Genomic DNA, 18649 nt, shown 5'->3' on the forward strand with positions numbered 1-18649 from the left:
TTGCGTATGCGCGCGACCAGGCGATATCCAGAGCCCGTCCATAAGGAAAGGCTACCCTCGCTTAGTCGACCCTGAGGAGGCTAGCATCTGTGGGCCACCGCGAGGAGGGTGCCCTCGGCCCCTACCTCGACACCAGGAAGTACGGCGCTCCACTCGACATCGGCCATCTCGGCCTCGACGAAAGCAGACACGTGACACCGACTTCGAGCAGATTCGGCTCCGCACCCCGCGCCCTCACCGGAGGCATAGCGGTTCTCGTGCTTCTCGCTGCTGCCGCGTGCAGCAGCGGCACCACCGACAGCGACGACGCCGGCACCCAGGCCGTCGACCTGAACGCGAACCCTGCCGCGTGCAGTGCGAACGACCGCGTCGACTCGGTCGACCGAGCGTCCGGACCGTTCACGTACACCGACGGCCGCGGACGGACCGTGTCCCTCGATGCACAACCGACCAGAATCATCGCCGACGAGGAATCCGCCGCTGCGCTGATGTCGTACGGAATCAAGCCGATCGCCATCTGGTCGACGACGCCGATGGGCACCAGCCCGATTCTGAGTTGCTCCGATCTGACGGGCATCGAATCGGTCGGCGAGACCTGGGGCACCTTCGATTTCGAGAAAGCCGCCAGCCTGGACCCGGATCTCGTCATCGGTGAGTTCAACCCGAGATTCGGCCAGTTCGGCAAGTTGACCACGACGGCCGATTCGTCCAAGGCCGACACGATCGATCGGATCGCTCCCACCCTGGGGGTCACCTTGGACACGACGTCGACCGCGAAGACCATCGAGAACTACGCCGGGTTGGCGTCGTCGCTCGGCGTCGACCTCGACACCCCACAACTGGCAGACATCAAGTCCGACTACGACGCTGCTGTCACCAACTTCAAGAAGGTTGCGTCCGAACGTCAGGACCTCACCGGAGTGGGAGTCTGGCCCCTCGACGTCGCCTACGTACTCGACCCGTCGGCGGATCCCGACTTCAGCGACTACGAAAGCTGGGGCCTGAAGATGTACACACCCGACGGCACCGACGACGGTTACTGGAAGAAGGTCTCCTGGGAGAACGTCTCGAGTGTCGATGCCGATGTCGCGTTCGTCTACCACGACGTTGCCAACGCATCCGACGTGAAGCTTGCCGACATCCCGAGCCGTTACCCCGGCTTCGACACCATCTCCGCCGTCGAGCAGCAGCAGATGGTGCTGTGGGACTACGGCGCCAACAAGAGCTACAGCCGCTACACCAACACCATCAACGTCTACGCCGATGCACTGTCCAAGGCACAGAAGGTCACTGCCGAGTAAGCGCGGCCGCGATCTCCGCCGCCAGTCGGTCGAGTTCGGATCGATGCGGCGACGACGGCCGAGCCCGCAGGCCGAATCCGTCGCCGATCATGCGCGGGATGACGTGCAGATGCACGTGAAAGATCTCCTGACCTGCCACCGTGCCGTCGGCGAGGAACAGGTTCACCCCGGCGACGCGCGGATTGCTCGCTCGCACAGCGGCAGCCACCTTCTGCCCGATAACGAACAGATGCGCACCGATCTCGGGCGGCAACTCGGCCAGCGTCCGATACTGCTGCTTGGGCACCACGAGCACATGCCCGGTGGTGAGAGGCCTGATGTCCATGAACGCGATCGCGGTGTCGTCCTCGTGGACGCGCGACGCCTCGGCGGTCCCAGCAATGATCTCGGAGAAAATCGTGTAGGGGTTCACGGCATCGAGCCTAGGCGTGAGCGCAGACTGCACGAACGACACCGCGACCGCTGAAAATGCACGACTCACTCGACCCGACTACTGTTTGCCGATGAGCATCGGCGGGGTTCTCTTCGACATCGACGGCGTACTCGTCACGTCGTGGCAGGCGGTACCCGGAGCAGCCGCGACGCTGAAGTACCTGGACAACAACGACATTGCACGCGCGTTCCTGACCAACACCACCTCGAAGACGCGCGAGCAGATAGCGGCGGCATTGCGCGACGTCGGACTCGACGTCCATTCCGACGAGATCGTCACCGCCGCGTCGCTCACCGCGGATCATCTACGCGAGAACTACCCGGATGCCCGGGTGGTCATGATCAACAACGGCGAGATCGCGGCCGATATGCCGGGCATCGAATTCGTCGACGAGTCGTCCGGGGATCCGGATGTCGTGGTCGTCGGCGGTGCCGGCCCGGAATTCACGCACGAGCGGCTCAGTCGCGTCTACGACTGGCTGTGTCGCGGCATTCCCGTCGTCGCGATGCATCGATCGTTGATGTGGAGTACCGGTGGCGGGTTGCGCATCGACACAGGCATGTACCTCGCCGGGATGGAGCAAGCGTCCGGACACGCCGCGAAAGCCATCGGCAAGCCCGCTCCCCTGGGCTTCCGCACGGCGTCCGAGCGGATGGGCGTCGACCCGGACGACGTCGTCATGGTCGGCGACGACCTCGACAACGACGTCCTCGCCGCCCAGGTCGTCGGCATGACCGGTGTTCTGGTGCGCACCGGAAAGTTCCGTCAGGACGTGCTCGATCGACGCATCACCGACGAATTCGCGATGGAACCCGATCACGTGATCGATTCCGTCGCAGACCTGCCCGACGTCCTGATGTGAGTGGAAACTCGTAGCCCACTACGAGTTTCCACTCACAACAGAGAACTCAGAGAATCGGCGACGGGCTGTAGGCCGCACCGGCTGGGAACTTCGCGATCAGCCGCTCCACGGCCGAGACGACCGCACTGACCTGTGCGTCCGCTGCACCGACGAAGGCCGTCTTGTCGGCCAGCGCCGCATCGAGTGCAGCGCGGTCGAGCGGTAGGCGGTCGTCGGCAGCCAGGCGATCCAGCAGGTCGGGCTCGAGTCCCTGCTCACGCATGGCCAGCGCGACGGCGACGGCGTGTTCCTTGATCGCCTCGTGCGCGGTCTCTCGGCCGACGCCTGCACGTACGGCGGCCATGAGCACCTTGGTCGTCGCGAGGAACGGCAGGTAGCGATCCAGTTCCTTGGCGATGACGGCGGGGTACGCCCCGAACTCGTCGAGCACGGTCAGGAAGGTCTCGATGAGACCGTCGATGGCGAAGAACGCGTCGGGCAGCGCGACGCGACGCACGACGGAACAGAAGACGTCGCCCTCGTTCCACTGAGCTCCGGCGAGCTCGGCGGCCATAGATCCGTAGCCGCGAAGCACCACCTGCAGGCCGTTGACGCGTTCGCACGAGCGCGTGTTCATCTTGTGCGGCATCGCCGACGACCCGACCTGGCCGGGCTGGAAGCCCTCGGTGACCAGCTCGTGGCCCGCCATCAGGCGGACGGTGTGTGCGAACGACGACGGCCCGGCACCCACCTGGACCAGCGCGGACACGACCTCGTGATCGAGGGAGCGTGGATACACCTGGCCGACGCTGGTGAGCGTGTGCCGGAAGCCGAGATGATCGGCGACGATGCGTTCGAGTGCGACGAGCTTCGCCGAGTCTCCGCCGAACAGGTCGAGCATGTCCTGCGAGGTGCCCATCGGGCCCTTGATACCGCGCAGTGGGTAACGCGCGATCAGTTCCTGCAGCCGGGACAGTGCGAGCAGCAGCTCGTCGGCGGCCGACGCGAAGCGCTTGCCCAGCGTGGTGGCCTGGGCGGCGACGTTGTGGCTACGGCCGGCCATGACGAGGGAGGAGTATTCGGCGGCGCGTTCGGCCAACCGCTTCGCCACGGCGACACCGTGCGTGTGGACGTGTTCGAGCGAACGCAGAATCTGCAGCTGCTCGACGTTCTCGGTCAGGTCGCGGCTGGTGAGTCCCTTGTGGATGTGCTCGTGACCGGCGAGGGCGTTGAACTCCTCGATGCGGGCCTTCACGTCGTGCCTGGTGACGCGTTCCCGCTCGGCGATCGATGCCAGGTCGACCTGGTCGGCGACAGCTTCGTAATCGGCGATCGCCGCGTTGGGCACGTCCACTCCGAGCGAGGACTGTGCGCGCAGCACGGCAATCCACAGTTGCCGTTCGAGCGTGATCTTGTATTCCGGAGACCACAGCTCCACCAGTTCGGGGCTTGCGTAACGGGTGGCCAGGACATTCGGGATGCTCACGAGCATCCAGCTTACGTGGCGCAGTTGTCGGTCTCGGATGAGGTCGGACTCGAATTCGGCCGTCGGACCGAGCATCGCCGCAGCGTGGAATAACCGCACCGCATTCCGATGTTGCAGCCGCCGTGAGCCGAACAGTGAAGGTCGACATCTGGTCCGACATCGCGTGCCCGTGGTGCTTCGTCGGTAAGCGCCGTTTCGAGGCAGGTGCTGCGGAGTTCATCGCCGATGGCGGGGCGCTCGAGGTGGAGTTCCACTCGTTCGAGCTGGCACCCGACACACCGGTCGACTTCGACGGCACCGAAGTCGACTTCCTCGTCTCCCACAAAGGCATGCCGGCCGCCCAGGTCACGCAGATGTTGGGGCAGATGACCGAGCTGGCCGCAGGCGAGGGGCTCGCGTACGACTTCGACGCCGTGCAGCACACCAACACCGTCAAGGCGCACGAACTCCTGCACTTCGCCAAGTCGAAGGGCAAGCAGGTCGAGATGAAGGAACGGCTGCTGGCGGCCTACTTCGAGGAGGGCCGCCACGTCGGACGCGTCGACGACCTCGCCGACCTGGCCGCGGAGATCGGTCTCGATCGTGACGAGGTGGTCGAGGCGCTGAAGTCCGAGGAGTTCCTGCCCGCCGTGCGCGCGGATAAGGAGCAGGCCATCGCCTACGGAATCAGTGGTGTGCCGTTCTTCGTGATCGACGGTCGCCTCGGTGTGTCGGGCGCGCAGGAACCGTCGGTGTTCGCCGACGTCCTGCAGAAGGCCGCGGCCGGCGCATGAGCGGCCCTTTGGAAATGGTCGGCGACGACCGCGGCCCCGTCTGCGAGGACGGTGTGTGCGAGGTGCCGCCGATCCGAGACGCAGACTCGGGCGAGAACGACTTCGGGCTGAACACGCCGGCCTGAGGGGGCCTGAGTCAATCGGCCGACACCTGTTCCGCCGGTGCCACGATGTCGATGACGGCCAACAGCATGCTGCGCGCCATTTCGCGCGGATCGGGATCCACCTCGCTGAGCGCGCCCACCACTGCACCGTCGACCACTGCCACGAGTCGTCGTAACTGCTCTTCCTGCACCGTTCGGCCGGATCTGCGGAGCACGTCGGTGAGCAGGTCGTCGATCTGGGCGCGCAGCCTCAACTGCACCTCGCGCAGTTCGGGATGCCGAGCCGACGCGATGAACCGCTCGTATCTCGCGACCAGTTGCTCGTGACCGCCCTGCGGGCCGATCAGCAGATCGACGATGAGGTCGACGGTCGACTCCATCTTCTGCGAGCACTTGCCCTCGTCGTCGATACGTCCGCGCATGACGTCGATCTCGCGGGTCCCGACGACGTCGACCGCGGCGGCCACCAAGTCGCCGAGCGACTCGAAATAGTAGGTGGTCGACGCCAACGGCAGTCCGGCGCGAGCGGCAACCGACCGGTGCCGAACCGCGTCGAATCCACCCTCGACCAGCAGGTCTGCAGCCGCCGACGCCAGAGCGTGGCGGCGGCGCACTCCCTTCGGAGTCGCACCCGACACCTTGTGCTGCGACTCGGTCGGACCTGCGGACATTCCAGTCATCGTGCCAGCTCGCAGCCGTTCGTCGGACTGCTTTCGCGCTATGGAATTGTCAGTGTTCGTGGCTCATCGACCTATCGACCTTCGCTCCGACACCATCACCCGACCAGATTCGATCATGCGACAAGCAATGGCCGACGCCGAAGTGGGTGACGACGTCCTCGACCACGATCCGACGATGGCGGCGCTCGAGGAAAGAGTGGCGGATCTGCTCGGCTTCGAGGCGGCGCTGTGGGTGCCGTCCGGTTCGATGGGCAACATCATCGCGCTGATGCTCCATCTGCAGCGCGGCGATCGATTCCTGGCCCCGGAGCACGCGCACGTCCTGGGCTCCGAGCTCGGCACCGCAGCCTGGTTGGCGGGCGGAATGCCCGAGGCACTTCCCCACGACGGTGGCCCCGGACGCCCCCTTGCGTCGACGGTGCGTGCGGCAGCCGGCGGCGTCGGGCCGTACTTCGCCCTGCGGACCACATTGCTCTCGCTCGAGAACACACACAATTTCGCCGGCGGTGCCGTGTTGAGACCGGACGAGTGGGCGGAACTCGTTGCGGCCGGACGTGACTCGGGATTGAGAATTCACCTCGACGGGGCTCGGCTGTGGAATGCCGCTGTGGCACTCGATGTTCCGATCGCGTCGTTGACCACCGGCGCAGACACGGTGCAGGTATGCCTGAGCAAGGGGCTCGGCGCACCCGTCGGCTCGATGCTCGTCTCCGATGCGGCGCGAATCCATGAGGCCCGGCGTGTGCGAAAGATGTTGGGCGGCGGCGTGCGTCAGGGTGGCGTGCTCGCTGCGGCGGGGCTCGTCGCCCTGGATCGAATCGGCGATCTCGCCAAGGATCACGCAAATGCCTCGACGCTGGCACGCGGCCTTCGTGAACGGGGCTGGGAGGTCGCAGAACCCCAGACGAACATCGTGCTCGCCGCCGTCGCCGATCCTGTTCGGACGGTGACCGAGCTGGCCGATCTGGGAATCGCGGCCGTCACCGTCGCCGGCAAGGTGCGCTTCGTGACGCATCGCGACGTGTCCGCCGCCGACATCGACGAGGTGTTGGAGCGGTTGCGCCGCATGTGAGCGCAGCGCTTTCCTGTCGTTCCGCAGGCTCCACTCATGCCTCGTAGCCTGCTACGAGTTTCCATTCACATGCGACGTAGTCGCTCCAACGCTTCTTCGACGTCCGCGGTGGTGCCCGCGAACGAGAATCGCACCGTGTGGTTCCCGCGGACGGTGTCGAAGTCGACGCCGGGTGCCAACGCGACACCGGTCTCGGCCAGCACGCGGGCGCACCAACTACGAGAGTCGTCGGTGAGATGCGCGATGTCGGCGTAGACGTAGAAGGCACCGTCGGCCGGAGCCAGATCGGTGATACCCAACGCAGGCAAACCGTCGAGCAGGATCCTGCGGTTGACGGCGTACCGCTCGACATGCGAATCCAGCTCGCGGCGCGACTCTTCGGTGAACGCCGCAATGGCTGCCACCTGCGAGATCGCCGGCGGGCAGACCGTCATGTTCGACGCCAATCTTTCGACGGCCCTGCGCAATCGGGCCGGTAGCAGCATCCAGCCCATGCGCCACCCCGTCATCGAGAAGTACTTGGACACCGACCCGATGGCCACGGATTCCTTCGACGTCTCCCAGGCGCTGGACGTGCGCGCGTCGCCGTAGGAGATGCCGTGATAGATCTCGTCGGAAATCAACAGGGTTCCGTGCTCGTCGCACCAGCGTGCGATGGCGGCCAGCTCGTCGGGGTCGATGATCGTGCCGGTGGGATTGGCCGGACTGGCGACGATGAGCCCGGCAGGCGGCTTCGGTAGTTCCTCGAGCATCGCGACGGTGGGCTGGAACCGTGTCTCCTCCACACAATCCAGTTCGACGACTCGACAGCCCAACGCCGCCAACGTGTTTCGATACGCCGGGTACCCGGGCCTGGCCATGACGACGGTATCCCCCGCGTCGAACGCCGCGAGGAACAGCAACGTGAATGCGCCCGACGACCCGGTGGTGATCACCACGTCGCCGGCCTCGACGGTGATGCCGTACCGCGTGCTGTGATACTTCGCGATCGCTTGCCGTAGCGGCAGAATGCCCAGCGTTTCGGTGTACCCGAGCAGATGCGCATCCAAAGCGTCTCGGGTGGCGCGCAACACCGGCTCGGGTGCCCTGGTCGACGGCTGACCTGCGGCAAGCGACAGCACATCACCGTGAGTACGCGCCCGCTCGGCCGCCGCGGCGAACACATCCATCACGTGGAACGGCTCGACCTTCGATCGCTGCGATTCACTGTGCATTCCATCGACACTACTGACTAGAGTGTCCACAATTCCGCGGCAGGCATGGGATCGTGCGGGCCGAACAGGTGAGCTGGGTGTCCACAATTCCACGCCAGGCACGGCATCCCGCCTCCGGCCACACATAGTGGACACTCAGCTCAGTGCCTTCCGGCGACGTCGCACGGTCTCGATGATCTGGCGCACCACGGCGTCGAGGTCGGTCATCACCAGCGCGGCCGAGTATCGCAGCACGAGCCACCCCTTGAGCTGCAGTGCGTTCTGGCGCACTCGGTCGTTGGTGAACACCCCCGGCGCGCTGTGGAATTCACGGCCGTCGATCTCGATGATCACCCGGGCTCGACGGTCCAACAGATCGGCGAAGTACTGCCCCACCGCCGCGTTGATCTCGAGAAAGTAGCCTGCCGCGGTGAGTGCGCGGGCCACCAGTCGTTCCGGTTCGGAGAGCGTGCGTGGGCAGCACTGTCGCAGCTGCTTCTTCGCTTCGGTGACTCCTGCCATTCCGGCCGACTTCGCGCATTGCGCCGCCAATCCGCGTTTGCTGACGGACCCGCTGAGCGCTGCGTCGACGAACGGTTCCAGGGCTGCCCCACCGAGTGACGCCGACACGTCGACGATGCACTGCTCGATCGTCACGACAGGGAGGGTGTCGACGAAACTCGTCTCCCGAATGGTTCGACGATACGCGCGCAGCCACGAAGGGCACCGCGCTCGCGTGCTGCGGGGCACGGTGATGTGCACCTGTTCGGGTTCGTCATCGATCAGGTTCCACCACCACGCCGCAGTCAGGTGGCTGAGCACTGCATCCGGTTGCCATAACGTCGCGGCGACGCATCGGTCGCGGAACGACGGCTCTCCAGTGCAGTAGACGCCCGGCAACAGCCGGGTCAGTGTGCCGACCCTTGCCCGATAGTCGATTGCCCCTGCGCTGACGCCACTGTCGAGTAGTTGCTGCCTCGTGAATACCCCCATGGTCGAACAGCTTTGTGCTCGAGAACTGTTCGCGGGAGCCCGATCCGAGAAATGTGGACAACGCGAATGCCTGTGGACAACCGGGCTCAGTGTCCACTTTCCGCCCCGGCGATCGGGATCCCGTGTGCTATGCCACATAGCGGACACTCAACACACCTACCGCTGGCAACTGGGCTCAGCGTCCACTTTCAGCCCCGACGATCGGGATCCCGTGCACGACGGCAAACAGTGGACACTCAGCACACCTGCTTCGCGTGCATCGACCTACAGCGAGATGCGACCCTCCACGGCAGCGAGGCCGATGTCGGTGCGGAAGTGACTGCCCGGCAATCGGATTCCCGCGATACGCGAATAGGCGTCATCTCGGGCGGCGGTGAGGTCGAATCCTGTACCGACGACGCTCAGCACGCGTCCACCCGCGGAGACGACCGCGCCGTCCTTCACAGCAGTACCGGCATGCAGGACGCCTTCGCCCTCGGAGCCGAGGATCTCGTCACCGGTGCGGGGGCGACCGGGGTAGTTCTCGGCGGCGATGACGACGGTGACGGCCGCGCCGTCCTTCCAGCTCAAGGGTGCCAGTGACGCCAGCGTGCCGGTTGCCGTCGCGTTCAGCGCCTCGCCGAGCGGTGACTCCAGCAAGGCCAGCACCGCCTGTGTCTCGGGATCGCCGAAGCGACAGTTGAATTCGACGACGGCCGGCCCGTCGGCACCCATCGCGAGGCCGGCGTACAGCAGACCCGAGAACGGCACTCCACGCTTCACCATCTCGGCCGCAACGGGTTTCACCACGTCACGGACGATCTCGTCGACGGCACCTTCGGGCAACCACGGGAGTGGGGTGTACGCGCCCATGCCACCGGTGTTGGGGCCGGTATCTCCGTCGCCGACGCGTTTGTGGTCCTGCGCGGGCAGCAGCGGAACCACGGTCTCGCCGTCGACGAGGCAGAACAGGGACACCTCGGGGCCGTCGAGGAACGACTCGAGCAGTACCGGGTGACCGTTTTCGAGGAGTTCGGCGGCGTGGTCGCGGGCGACGAGGCGGTCGGTGGTGACGACGACGCCTTTGCCTGCTGCGAGTCCGTCGTCCTTGACGACCCAGTTGGGGCCGAATCGGTCGAGGGCGGCATCGAGCAGTGCGGGCGAGTCGACTATTTCGCTGTGTGCGGTCCGCACGCCTGCCTTTGCCATGACGTCTTTGGCGAACGCCTTGGATCCTTCGATGCGTGCGGCGTCGGCCGACGGGCCGAACGTGGCGATGCCGGCCTCGCGCAGAGAATCGGCCACTCCGAGAACCAGGGGCACCTCCGGCCCGATGACGACGAGATCCACCTCGAGCTTCGTGGCCAGTGCTGTCACCGCCTCACCGGATGCCACGTCGACGGCGTGCTGTTCGGCGAGCGTGGCCGTGCCCGCATTGCCGGGAGCCACGAACAGTTTGTCGACCGACGGGTCGGCCTTCAACGAAAGTAGAAGGGCGTGCTCACGAGCACCGGAACCTATGACGAGTACGCGCACAGTGCATCAGACTATCTGCTCGACGCCGTCGGGCCCCGCACCTGTCGTGATGCGGGGCCCGTCGGGGATGGCGAGATTACTGTGTCAGGTCGTACAGCGTGACGTTGTCGACGGTGGTCGCGGTGAAGTTCTCGGTCACCCACGCCGAGATTTCGGCCGAGGAACCCGACTCCCTGCCACCCATACCGCCGCCTCCGATGAAGTAGTGGATTCGGCCGTCGGCCACGTACTGCTGAAACTCGGCGAGGGTCGGCGACGGGTCGGTTCCGTTGAAGCCGCCGACGGGCATGACGGGATCCTCGGTGGCCAGTTGATAACCCGCCGCGGTGTTGGCACCGATGGCCGCCGCGACCCAGGTGTACGAACCGGCGTCCTGTTCGAGCATCGCGGTCACCGCAGCGGTCGGGGTACTGCCCTCGAGCAGGCCACCCATACCGCCACCCATGCCGCCCATCTCGGCGCCGCCCGGCAGCTGGCCGGCCTGACTCGTGAGTCCCGCCGGTGGCTGCATTCCGGCCGGCATCTGCGCACCGGGAGGCAGCTGCATTCCACCCGGCAGACCACCCTGCCCGCGTCGGCCCTCACCCATGCCGCCGAATCCGCGCATACCGGTGTTCGGCCCGGCGGACACGATCGATCCGGTGTGCGGGGTGCCGATCGTGTCCACCGCGTACGCCGTCGGCCCGGCCAATCCGGCGAACATCACCGCGAGAATCGCGACCACGGCGAGCCTGCCGCGAGTGAGCGCCGGAATCAGCAGAGCCACCACCGCCACCACACCGACGACCAGGATCGCCCACTTCAGCCGCGGCACGAAGCTCGCGCTACGGCCGAGCAGCACCCACGCCAGTGCGACGGTCGACGCCACCGCGAGCGCCATCGCGATCCGGACCCACAACCGCTGTCGTTCGCGCCACAGCATCACACTGCCGATACCCACGAGCGCAGCGACGGCAGGCGAGAGTGCGACCGTGTAATACGAGTGGAAGATGCCGGCCATGAAACTGAACGTCAGACCGGTGACGAGCAGCCATGCGCCCCATACGATCAACGACGCGCGTTGCGCATCGGTGCGAGGGGCTTTGCCTCGCAACACCAGCCCCGTCACCAGCAAAAACAATGCGGCAGGTACGAGCCAGGCGATCTGACCGCCCTGGGAGGCGTCGAACATGCGGAGGATGCCGGTCTCGCCCCACATCGACCCGCCACCACCACCGCCCGGGGTGACGCTTCCTGTCTCGTTGCCGCTGAGTCGGCCCAACCCGTTGTAGCCGAGAGTCAGTTCCAGAATCGAGTTGTTCTGCGAGCCACCGACCCACGGCCGCGAGGATGCCGGCCAGAATTCGACGATCAGCAACCACCAGCCGGCCGAGACGATCATGGCTCCGAGTGCGGCGAACAGTTGCAGCACTCGAGTGCCGAGTTTGGGCGGCCCGGCGATCAGGTACGTCAACGCCAGCGGCGGTACGACGAGCATCACCTGAAGCTGCTTGGTGAGAAAGCCGAATCCGACGAACATACCGGTGATCAACAGCCACTTGGTCTGTCCCGATTCGACGCCTCGCAACATGGCCCAGACGGCGGCGATCATCAGTAGCACCAGCAACGCGTCGGGATTGTTGAACCGAAACATCAGTGCGGCAACGGGAGTCAGCGCCAGCACCAGTCCGGCGAGCAGCCCGGCGGACGCACCGAATCGGCGGACGACGACGGCTCGCAGCAGCGCAACGGACGCGACTCCGAGGAGCGCCTGCGGCACCTGCATCGCCCAGGTGTTGAGCCCGAACACCCGCACCGACAACGACATCAGCCACAGTGACATCGGCGGCTTGTCGACGGTGATGGAGTTGGCCGCGTCGGAGGATCCGAAGAAGAAGGCCTTCCACGACACCGAACCTGCTTGTATCGCTGCGGAATAGAAGGAGTTGGCCCAACCCGAGGCACCGAGTCCCCAGATGTATGCCACGCCGGTGCCGATCAGCAGAGCGGTCAACCCGAGGAGTTCCCACCGCCGGGAGGTCGCCGGCTCGGTCGGCGCGGCCGCGGACGGCCGTTCGATCGTCGTGGTCATCGGTTCTCCCCCAAAGGATCGGACACCGAAAGATCGGACTCCGAAAGATCGGACTCCGGATTACGGAAGACCCACCGCAGTGCGACGAATCGGCACACGGTGGCAACGAGATTGGCGACGACGAGAACGGCGAGTTCGATGTGCCGCGACACGTCCGGGGACCAGGCGTGCAGTACCGCGAGCGAGCCGCTGGTCATCAGCAGCGCGACACCGAAGATCGCCAGACCCTGCAGCTGGTGCTTACCCGCGCTCGCGGGCCCTCGGACGCCGAAAGTGAAGGCACGGTTGGCCGCTGTGTTCAGTACCGCGGTGATGAGCAGTCCGGCGAAGTTCGCGGCCTGTGCCCCGATCATGGGATGCAGCACCAGATACAGCAGTGCGTAGGCCACGGTGCTCGCGACACCGATGATGCCGAATCGCACCAGCTGGCCGATCATTCCGTGCGGTACACCGGCCACGAGCGGCTCCCGTCCCAGGCTTCGACGCAGTTCGGCGACGGGGAGCATTCCGGTCGCGAGGGCACGACCGACGCGCCAGCATCCCCGCAGATCCTTGACGGCAGTATCGAGGAGGTGGACGCTGCTGTCGGGGTCGTCGACCCAATCGACCGGCACCTCGTGAATCCGTAGGCCGACCTTCTCGGCGATGACGAGCAGTTCGGTGTCGAAGAACCATCCGGTGTCTTCGACGAGAGGGAGCAGTTGTCGAGCGACGTCGGTGCGCATCGCCTTGAACCCGCACTGGGCGTCGGAGAAGCGGGTGCGCAACGAGGTACGCAGGATGAGATTGTAACTGCGCGAGATGAATTCGCGCTTCACCCCCCGAACGACCCGTGACGACCGGTTCAGCCGAGAGCCGATAGCGAGGTCTGAGTGACCCGACAGCGGTGGAGCGACGAGCGGCATGAGGGCGTTGAGGTCGGTGGACAGATCGACATCCATGTAGGCAACGACGTCGGCGTCGGACACGAGCCACACCGCTTTGAGCGCCCGCCCGCGTCCCTTCTCGTCGAGATGATGAACCCGAACTCCGTCGATCTCGTCGGCGAGCCGATGCGCCACCGTGAGGGTGCCGTCGGTACTTGCGTTGTCGGCGATGGTGATCCGCGACCGAAACGGGATCCTTTCCTCGAGATGCTCGTGCAGTCGACGAATGCACTGCTCGAGATCCGCCTCTTCGTTGTACACCGGGATGACCACCTCGAGCGTGGCCGTTGCGTTCGAGCCGGGCCGGTGGCCTGCTGCTCGGGCGAGGTAGTTCGTTGTCATGAGGCAACCCTCGTGCGCGCAGCTGGACCCACGCTGCGACGAACCTGGCAATCACCTGGGAGACGAGCTCGTAGGGCATTCTGTTCCCATGGCTTCTATTTTCAGCAAGATCATCGCAGGTGAGATTCCCGGACGGTTCGTCTGGCAGGACGACGACGTCGTCGCGTTTCTGACGATTGCCCCCGTCACTCAGGGACACACGTTGGTGGTTCCGCGTGAGGAGATCGATCAGTGGCAGGACGTCGACGGTGCCGTGTTCGCCAAGATCACTGCCGTCGCGCAGATCATCGGTCAGGCTGTCAGGACGGCGTTCGACGCGCCCAGGGCCGGGCTGTTGATCGCCGGTCTCGAGGTGCCGCACCTGCATCTGCACGTGTTTCCGGCGTACGACATGGGCAATTTCGATATCTCCGGTGCGGATCCGAACCCGTCCGCGGAGTCACAGGACGAGGCTGCCGACAAGCTTCGAGCAGCGCTACGCCACCTCGGGCACGAGGCTCACGTCCCTAACTGATGCGCCTCGCTCAGCGCAGGGGCGTCAGCAGCCGTCGGCGCGTTCGTAGCTGCGTCGATACCGCGTCGGATCGGTTGTCCGGGTCGTAACCCGGTCCGATGTCGGTATCGATGTCGCGTGGGCCGGGTGCGACGCCACACTCGGGGCACAGTCCGAGCGGTCCCAGATCTGTCCCGCAGGTCGCATGCAGGAATCGGCGACGTGTGCCCGTGGGCTTCGGGTTCTGTTCCTCGCCCCAGTAGCTCAGGGCGTAGACGGCCGGCCACAGTCCTTCGAGGGCGTGCGTCGGGACGTAGTCGTCGTGGCCGCCGCCGTGGGCTCGGGCTTGCCGGTCGAGCAATCCGGCATCGACCAGGGTGCCGAGCCGTTGAGCCAGGACTGCCTTGGAAATGTCGAGGTGGACCTGGAAGTCGCCGAAGCGTCGGACCCCGAAGAAGCTGTCGCGCACGATGAGCATGGTCCAGCGCTCGCCGACGAGTTCGAGCGCGCGGGCCAAGGGGCAGTCCTGGCGGGCGTAGTCGGTTCCGAGTGCCATGCGCCGATCGTACAGTCTGTTGACCGAACCAAGTTGGCCGTTTACAGTTCGATCACCAGACCAGAGAGACGACGATGACCGACACTGCACCCACGCCCGCCGGCACCACGAACGGCACCCGCGCACTGGCCGTCGCCGCATCCGGCACCTTGTTGACGCTGATGGCGTTCACCGCTCCGCTCGCGACGATCAACAGCACCGCGCTGGACCTGATGTCGGACGCAGCGGGACGGACCTGGATTCTGAGCTCGATGAGCATCGGTCTCGCCGCCGCGTTGCTCACCACCGGGACCGTCGCAGACGACTTCGGTCGTCGCCGCACGTTCGTACTCGGAGCAGTCGTTCTGGCCGTCGGCGCCATCGTTTGTGCCGTCTCTCCCAACACCCTCATCTTCGTACTGGCCCGCATCCTGCAGGGCCTCGGCGGCGCGGCGGTCGTCGCATCGAGCCTCGGCATCATCGCGCACACGCACCCCGCCGGGCCGGTGCGCGCCAAGGCCAGCGGAGTTTGGGGTGCCAGCGTGGGGGCCGGTATCGCGCTCGGCCCGCTGCTCGCCGCGCTCCTCGACCGGTGGGCCAGCTGGCGTGAGGCGTACGTGGTCCTCGCGATCGCCACTCTCGTGCTCGCCGTCGTCGCGCAGCTGCGCGTCGAAGAATCCATGTCCGACGCCCCGCGTGGGCTCGATCCCCTCGGTGCGGTGCTGTTGGCCACGGGCATCGGCGCACTGCTGGCCGCGCTGGTCGAGGGACGGCAGGGGTGGACCGCCGTGACTCCCATCGTGTTGTTCGTTCTCGCCGCCCTCCTGCTGCTGGCCTTCGTCGCGCTCGAATTACGCAGTGCGAGCCCGATGCTCGATCTCATGTTGTTTCGGCATCCACCGTTTCTCGCCGCCACGGTCGCCGCCCTGGCCACGGGCGGCGGGATCATCGCACTGATGTCGTACATGGCCGGGTTCGTGGGCACCGCTCTGGGCATCGATGCGCTCGGGGCAGCGATTCTGCTGTTCGCGTGGTCTGCGACCTCGGTCGTCACCGCCCTGCTGGCTCGGCGAATCCCGGCCGCCGTCAGCGGCCGCACCCAGCTCGCCGCCGGACTGATCGGAGTGGCATTGGGCATGGTGATGTTGACGGGCCTCGCCGCGGACGCCGGCTGGCCTCGGCTGCTGCCGGGACTGCTCGTGGCGGGCGTCGCCACTGGCGTCCTCAACGCCGCGCTGGGACGCGAGGCCGTGGCCAGCGTCCCGCCCGGACGCGGCGGTATGGGCAGCGGGGCCAACAACACCGCGCGCTACGTCGGATCCGCTGTCGGCGTCACCGTCGTTGCTGTGGTTGCCGTGCCGGCCGGCGATCATGCCGCGGCCGCTCTGGTCACGGGGTGGAACACCGCGGCTCTGCTCACCGCGGCCATTTCACTCGTCGGAGCTGCGGTCGTGGCGATGTCACGCACCCGGCGGTAGCGAGTACTCCTGCTCGGGACGCCCGGTCGATCCGTACCGCAGTTGCATTCGCAACCGCCCCTTGGACACCAGGGTGGCCAGATACCGCTGGGCCGTCGCTCGCGAAATGCCGATGGCTGCAGCGACTTCTCCGGCCGACATCGGCTCCGCCGTTCCGCGCACCGCGTCGAGCACCAGGTCTCGGGTGACCGACTGCGAGGCCGGTAACGGAGCCGCAGCGCGCGGGCGGAGGGCGTCGAGCCCACCGTCGATGTCCGCCTGAGTCAGTTCGTCCGTACGATCGAGCGCGCCGCGGTATGCGAGATACCCGGTGAGGCGATCGACCAGCGCCGAGCGTGGAAACGGCTTGATCAGATACGTCCATGCGCCCGCGGTCATCGCCGATCGCACCGTGTGCTGATCCGCAGCAGCGGAGAGCACCACCGCGTCACACGGCAGCTCTCGCACCAGGTCGATACCGGATCCGTCCGGCAGATAGACGTCCACCAGTGCCAGGTCGAACGACTGTGTCGTCAGCAGCTCGCGCGCCTGGGCGATACTCGTCGCCACTGCGGCCACCTCGTACTGGTCGAGCGAATTCACCAGTGCGGCATGCAGATCTGCGACCCGGAAGTCGTCGTCGACGACGAGAACTTTCATTGCGTCACCTCTTCGATCAGTAGTGCGTCGGGAATCGAGGCGATGAACACTGCGCCCCCGCGGTCGTTGTCGGCGGTGATCTGCCCGCCGGCATCGGCCAACGTCACCTCTCCGCCACGGGTTCGCGCGATCTGTCGGCTCAGTGCCAGTCCCACACCTCGGCCACCCGGCGTGTCCGCCGTCGATTTGGTCGAGACTCCCTCGACGAAAACCTGCTCGGGCGCCAACGCGACGCCGTCACCCGAATCGACGACGACGATATGCAGGGTCGAATCTTCCTGCACCAGTTCCACTTCCACCTCGGCAGGTCGACGTGCACCGAGCCGGGCCGCGTCGATCGCGTTGTCGACCAGATTCCCCAGCACGGTGGTGACGTCCACCGGTCCGACCAGTTCCCCACCGACCCAGGTGTTCTCCCCCAGCACCAGCCGTACACCACTCTCGCGCGCGTGTGCAGCCTTGGCGGTCAGGAAGGAACGTAGGTAGGCGTCGGACACAGCGTCGATCCCCTCGACCGCCTCCGACCTCGGTCCGACACCGAGAATCTCGTCGATGTACTCCGACGCACGATCGGGGTGGCCTTCGTGTAGCAGTCCGCTGACCAGATGCATCCGGTTCGCGAACTCGTGTCGCTGAGCGCGCAGCACCGCGGACATCGACTGCACCGCGTCGAGTTGACGCGTCAGCGCCTCCACGTCCGTTCGATCGCGCACGGTGAGTACCGTTCCCAGATCTCGATTGTCACGCAACACCTTTCGTGCAGCCGCGATGACGACGACCTCGTCGACGGCGGCGAGTACCGGCTCGCCCGTAGGGATCTCGATGACCTCGAGCAATCTGGGCGTCAGACCGATGTCCTCCACGCGCATTCCCGGCTTCCCCTCGATCGAGAGCAAGGTGCGCGCCTCGTCGTTGACGACGGTGACGATGCCGTCCGGGTCGATGGCCACCACGCCTTCGCCGATGCCGTGCAGCACCGCCTCCTGCTCGCGCACGAGCTCGGCGAGTTCCTCGGGTTCGAGGCCCAGGGTCAGCCGCTTCCACCTGCGCGCCAGCAGAATCGAGCCCAGCACACCCAACAGCAGGACTGCTCCGGTGACCAGTGCGCCGTTGATCAGATCCTTCACCAGCTCGGTTCGCACTGCCGTCGTGGAGATACCGACGCTCACTTCGCCGATCACGACGTCTGCCGAGCCGAGAGCCAGGATGGGCACTTTGGCACGGACGGAGTCGCCCAGCGTGCCGCGTTGGGATTCGACGACCTCGTTGCCTGCCAACGCACCGGACGGATCGGTGCTCACCCGTTGCCCCAGGACGGTCGGATCCGGATGCGCCAGGCGCAGTCCCCGGTCGTCGGTGATGACGACGAACAGAGCATCGGTGCGCTCCCGGGCACTTTCGCCCGTCCGCTGCAGCGCGCCGCCTGCCAGCACTCCCGCCGGCGCAGCATCGGTGCCCGCGGTGTCCGCGGCCGAGAACTGCCCCACGAGCGAACGAACCTCGGGGTCGGAGGCCACCGTCCGCGCCACCGCGAGGGCGCGCTCGCCGTACTCCTCGTTGGCCTGTTCGCCACTGCTGATCGCGAACACTCCGAACGCCACTGCCAGCGCCACCGCAACCAACGCGGCCTGCAGCAGCAGCACTTGAGTCCTCAATCGCACCAGCCAAGGCTAGAGCGAGAGCTTCTCGAGCACAATGCGCAAAAGGCTCTTTACGTTGCTTGCGCGGGTAGTGCGCACAACGGCGAACATGTGATGCCGGTTACGTAACTTCA

Annotated in this window: 18 protein-coding genes; 7 read left to right on the plus strand and 11 right to left on the minus strand. The window is 66.1% G+C overall.

Going from position 1 to position 18649, the window contains the following annotated elements; all coding sequences use genetic code 11:
• Positions 1 to 89: 89 nt before the first annotated feature.
• On the plus strand, positions 90 to 1301 hold the full coding sequence (locus tag CH266_RS15400; protein ID WP_094715653.1) for an ABC transporter substrate-binding protein: 1212 nt from the start codon (positions 90 to 92) through the stop codon (positions 1299 to 1301).
• Here the strand turns inward: CH266_RS15400 and CH266_RS15405 are convergent.
• The gene (locus tag CH266_RS15405; protein WP_094621587.1) at positions 1288 to 1713 is read right to left on the minus strand and encodes an HIT family protein; all 426 of its coding nucleotides are present in this window, start codon (positions 1711 to 1713) and stop codon (positions 1288 to 1290) included. The genes CH266_RS15400 and CH266_RS15405 overlap by 14 nt on opposite strands.
• Positions 1714 to 1804: 91 nt before the next feature.
• On the opposite strand from CH266_RS15405, the gene CH266_RS15410 reads away from it, so the two are divergent.
• Positions 1805 to 2596, plus strand: coding sequence for an HAD-IIA family hydrolase (locus tag CH266_RS15410; RefSeq protein WP_032381794.1), 792 nt, complete (start codon positions 1805 to 1807; stop codon positions 2594 to 2596).
• A gap of 46 nt (positions 2597 to 2642) precedes the next feature.
• On the opposite strand, the gene purB is transcribed toward CH266_RS15410, so the two are convergent.
• Entirely contained in the window at positions 2643 to 4067 is a 1425-nt protein-coding gene (gene purB / locus CH266_RS15415; protein ID WP_032367933.1) for an adenylosuccinate lyase, read from the minus strand.
• Between the two features lie 116 nt (positions 4068 to 4183).
• On the opposite strand from purB, the gene CH266_RS15420 reads away from it, so the two are divergent.
• Together CH266_RS15420 and CH266_RS25885 are read left to right on the plus strand one after the other, a co-directional pair.
• Positions 4184 to 4834, plus strand: coding sequence for a DsbA family oxidoreductase (locus CH266_RS15420; RefSeq protein WP_032386385.1), 651 nt, complete (start codon positions 4184 to 4186; stop codon positions 4832 to 4834).
• Positions 4831 to 4959: a hypothetical protein gene (locus tag CH266_RS25885; RefSeq protein WP_255175931.1), complete on the plus strand. Its 129-nt coding sequence runs from the start codon at positions 4831 to 4833 to the stop codon at positions 4957 to 4959. Before CH266_RS15420 ends, CH266_RS25885 begins: the two co-directional genes overlap by 4 nt.
• An 11-nt stretch (positions 4960 to 4970) precedes the next feature.
• On the opposite strand, the gene CH266_RS15425 is transcribed toward CH266_RS25885, so the two are convergent.
• Positions 4971 to 5618, minus strand: coding sequence for a TetR/AcrR family transcriptional regulator (locus CH266_RS15425; RefSeq protein WP_032367536.1), 648 nt, complete (start codon positions 5616 to 5618; stop codon positions 4971 to 4973).
• A 58-nt stretch (positions 5619 to 5676) separates the two neighbouring features.
• Between CH266_RS15425 and CH266_RS15430 the strand changes: the two genes are divergently transcribed.
• Positions 5677 to 6690, plus strand: a complete 1014-nt coding sequence (locus CH266_RS15430; protein ID WP_230591511.1) for a GntG family PLP-dependent aldolase — start codon at positions 5677 to 5679, stop codon at positions 6688 to 6690.
• A 65-nt stretch (positions 6691 to 6755) separates the two neighbouring features.
• Here the strand turns inward: CH266_RS15430 and CH266_RS15435 are convergent, their stop codons facing one another.
• The 5 genes from CH266_RS15435 to CH266_RS15455 form a co-directional block, all read right to left on the minus strand.
• Positions 6756 to 7904: a pyridoxal phosphate-dependent aminotransferase gene (locus CH266_RS15435; protein ID WP_032381612.1), complete on the minus strand. Its 1149-nt coding sequence runs from the start codon at positions 7902 to 7904 to the stop codon at positions 6756 to 6758.
• Between the two features lie 135 nt (positions 7905 to 8039).
• Positions 8040 to 8876, minus strand: a complete 837-nt coding sequence (locus CH266_RS15440; RefSeq protein WP_032381611.1) for a DUF559 domain-containing protein — start codon at positions 8874 to 8876, stop codon at positions 8040 to 8042.
• Positions 8877 to 9140: 264 nt separating this feature from the next.
• Entirely contained in the window at positions 9141 to 10391 is a 1251-nt protein-coding gene (purD, locus tag CH266_RS15445; RefSeq protein ID WP_094715654.1) for a phosphoribosylamine--glycine ligase, read from the minus strand.
• Positions 10392 to 10467: 76 nt separating this feature from the next.
• Positions 10468 to 12462: a glycosyltransferase family 39 protein gene (locus tag CH266_RS15450; protein ID WP_094715655.1), complete on the minus strand. Its 1995-nt coding sequence runs from the start codon at positions 12460 to 12462 to the stop codon at positions 10468 to 10470.
• On the minus strand, positions 12459 to 13730 hold the full coding sequence (locus CH266_RS15455) for a bifunctional glycosyltransferase family 2/GtrA family protein (RefSeq protein WP_094715656.1): 1272 nt from the start codon (positions 13728 to 13730) through the stop codon (positions 12459 to 12461). The genes CH266_RS15450 and CH266_RS15455 overlap by 4 nt, the downstream gene beginning before the upstream one ends.
• A gap of 88 nt (positions 13731 to 13818) precedes the next feature.
• On the opposite strand from CH266_RS15455, the gene CH266_RS15460 reads away from it, so the two are divergent.
• A complete protein-coding gene (locus tag CH266_RS15460; RefSeq protein WP_032367529.1) occupies positions 13819 to 14244 on the plus strand; it encodes an HIT family protein in 426 nt (141 codons plus the stop codon).
• 10 nt (positions 14245 to 14254) lie between these two features.
• On the opposite strand, the gene CH266_RS15465 is transcribed toward CH266_RS15460, so the two are convergent.
• A complete protein-coding gene (locus CH266_RS15465) occupies positions 14255 to 14779 on the minus strand; it encodes a winged helix-turn-helix transcriptional regulator (protein WP_032400093.1) in 525 nt (174 codons plus the stop codon).
• A 74-nt stretch (positions 14780 to 14853) separates the two neighbouring features.
• Between CH266_RS15465 and CH266_RS15470 the strand changes: the two genes are divergently transcribed.
• On the plus strand, positions 14854 to 16236 hold the full coding sequence (locus CH266_RS15470; protein ID WP_094715657.1) for an MFS transporter: 1383 nt from the start codon (positions 14854 to 14856) through the stop codon (positions 16234 to 16236).
• On the opposite strand, the gene CH266_RS15475 is transcribed toward CH266_RS15470, so the two are convergent.
• Together CH266_RS15475 and CH266_RS15480 are read right to left on the minus strand one after the other, a co-directional pair.
• Positions 16219 to 16875: a response regulator gene (locus CH266_RS15475; RefSeq protein WP_094715658.1), complete on the minus strand. Its 657-nt coding sequence runs from the start codon at positions 16873 to 16875 to the stop codon at positions 16219 to 16221. The two genes, CH266_RS15470 and CH266_RS15475, sit on opposite strands and share 18 nt — an antisense overlap.
• The gene (locus CH266_RS15480; RefSeq protein ID WP_094715659.1) at positions 16872 to 18536 is read right to left on the minus strand and encodes a sensor histidine kinase; all 1665 of its coding nucleotides are present in this window, start codon (positions 18534 to 18536) and stop codon (positions 16872 to 16874) included. The genes CH266_RS15475 and CH266_RS15480 overlap by 4 nt, the downstream gene beginning before the upstream one ends.
• Positions 18537 to 18649 lie beyond the last annotated feature (113 nt).

Origin of the sequence: Rhodococcus sp. 06-1474-1B, from assembly GCF_002258885.1 — a bacterium.
Taxonomy (GTDB): Bacteria; Actinomycetota; Actinomycetes; order Mycobacteriales; family Mycobacteriaceae; genus Rhodococcoides; species Rhodococcoides fascians.

What these genes read in the sequence shown, in the direction of transcription:
- CH266_RS15410 (WP_032381794.1), top strand. Translation starts at nt 1,805, where the DNA reads ATGAGCATCGGCGGGGTTCTCTTCGACATCGACGGCGTACTCGTCACG.
- purB (WP_032367933.1), bottom strand. Translation starts at nt 4,067, where the DNA reads ATGCTCGTGAGCATCCCGAATGTCCTGGCCACCCGTTACGCAAGCCCC.
- CH266_RS25885 (WP_255175931.1), top strand. Translation starts at nt 4,831, where the DNA reads ATGAGCGGCCCTTTGGAAATGGTCGGCGACGACCGCGGCCCCGTCTGC.
- CH266_RS15425 (WP_032367536.1), bottom strand. Translation starts at nt 5,618, where the DNA reads ATGACTGGAATGTCCGCAGGTCCGACCGAGTCGCAGCACAAGGTGTCG.
- CH266_RS15435 (WP_032381612.1), bottom strand. Translation starts at nt 7,904, where the DNA reads ATGCACAGTGAATCGCAGCGATCGAAGGTCGAGCCGTTCCACGTGATG.
- CH266_RS15440 (WP_032381611.1), bottom strand. Translation starts at nt 8,876, where the DNA reads ATGGGGGTATTCACGAGGCAGCAACTACTCGACAGTGGCGTCAGCGCA.
- CH266_RS15450 (WP_094715655.1), bottom strand. Translation starts at nt 12,462, where the DNA reads ATGACCACGACGATCGAACGGCCGTCCGCGGCCGCGCCGACCGAGCCG.
- CH266_RS15455 (WP_094715656.1), bottom strand. Translation starts at nt 13,730, where the DNA reads ATGACAACGAACTACCTCGCCCGAGCAGCAGGCCACCGGCCCGGCTCG.
- CH266_RS15460 (WP_032367529.1), top strand. Translation starts at nt 13,819, where the DNA reads ATGGCTTCTATTTTCAGCAAGATCATCGCAGGTGAGATTCCCGGACGG.
- CH266_RS15465 (WP_032400093.1), bottom strand. Translation starts at nt 14,779, where the DNA reads ATGGCACTCGGAACCGACTACGCCCGCCAGGACTGCCCCTTGGCCCGC.
- CH266_RS15470 (WP_094715657.1), top strand. Translation starts at nt 14,854, where the DNA reads ATGACCGACACTGCACCCACGCCCGCCGGCACCACGAACGGCACCCGC.
- CH266_RS15475 (WP_094715658.1), bottom strand. Translation starts at nt 16,875, where the DNA reads ATGAAAGTTCTCGTCGTCGACGACGACTTCCGGGTCGCAGATCTGCAT.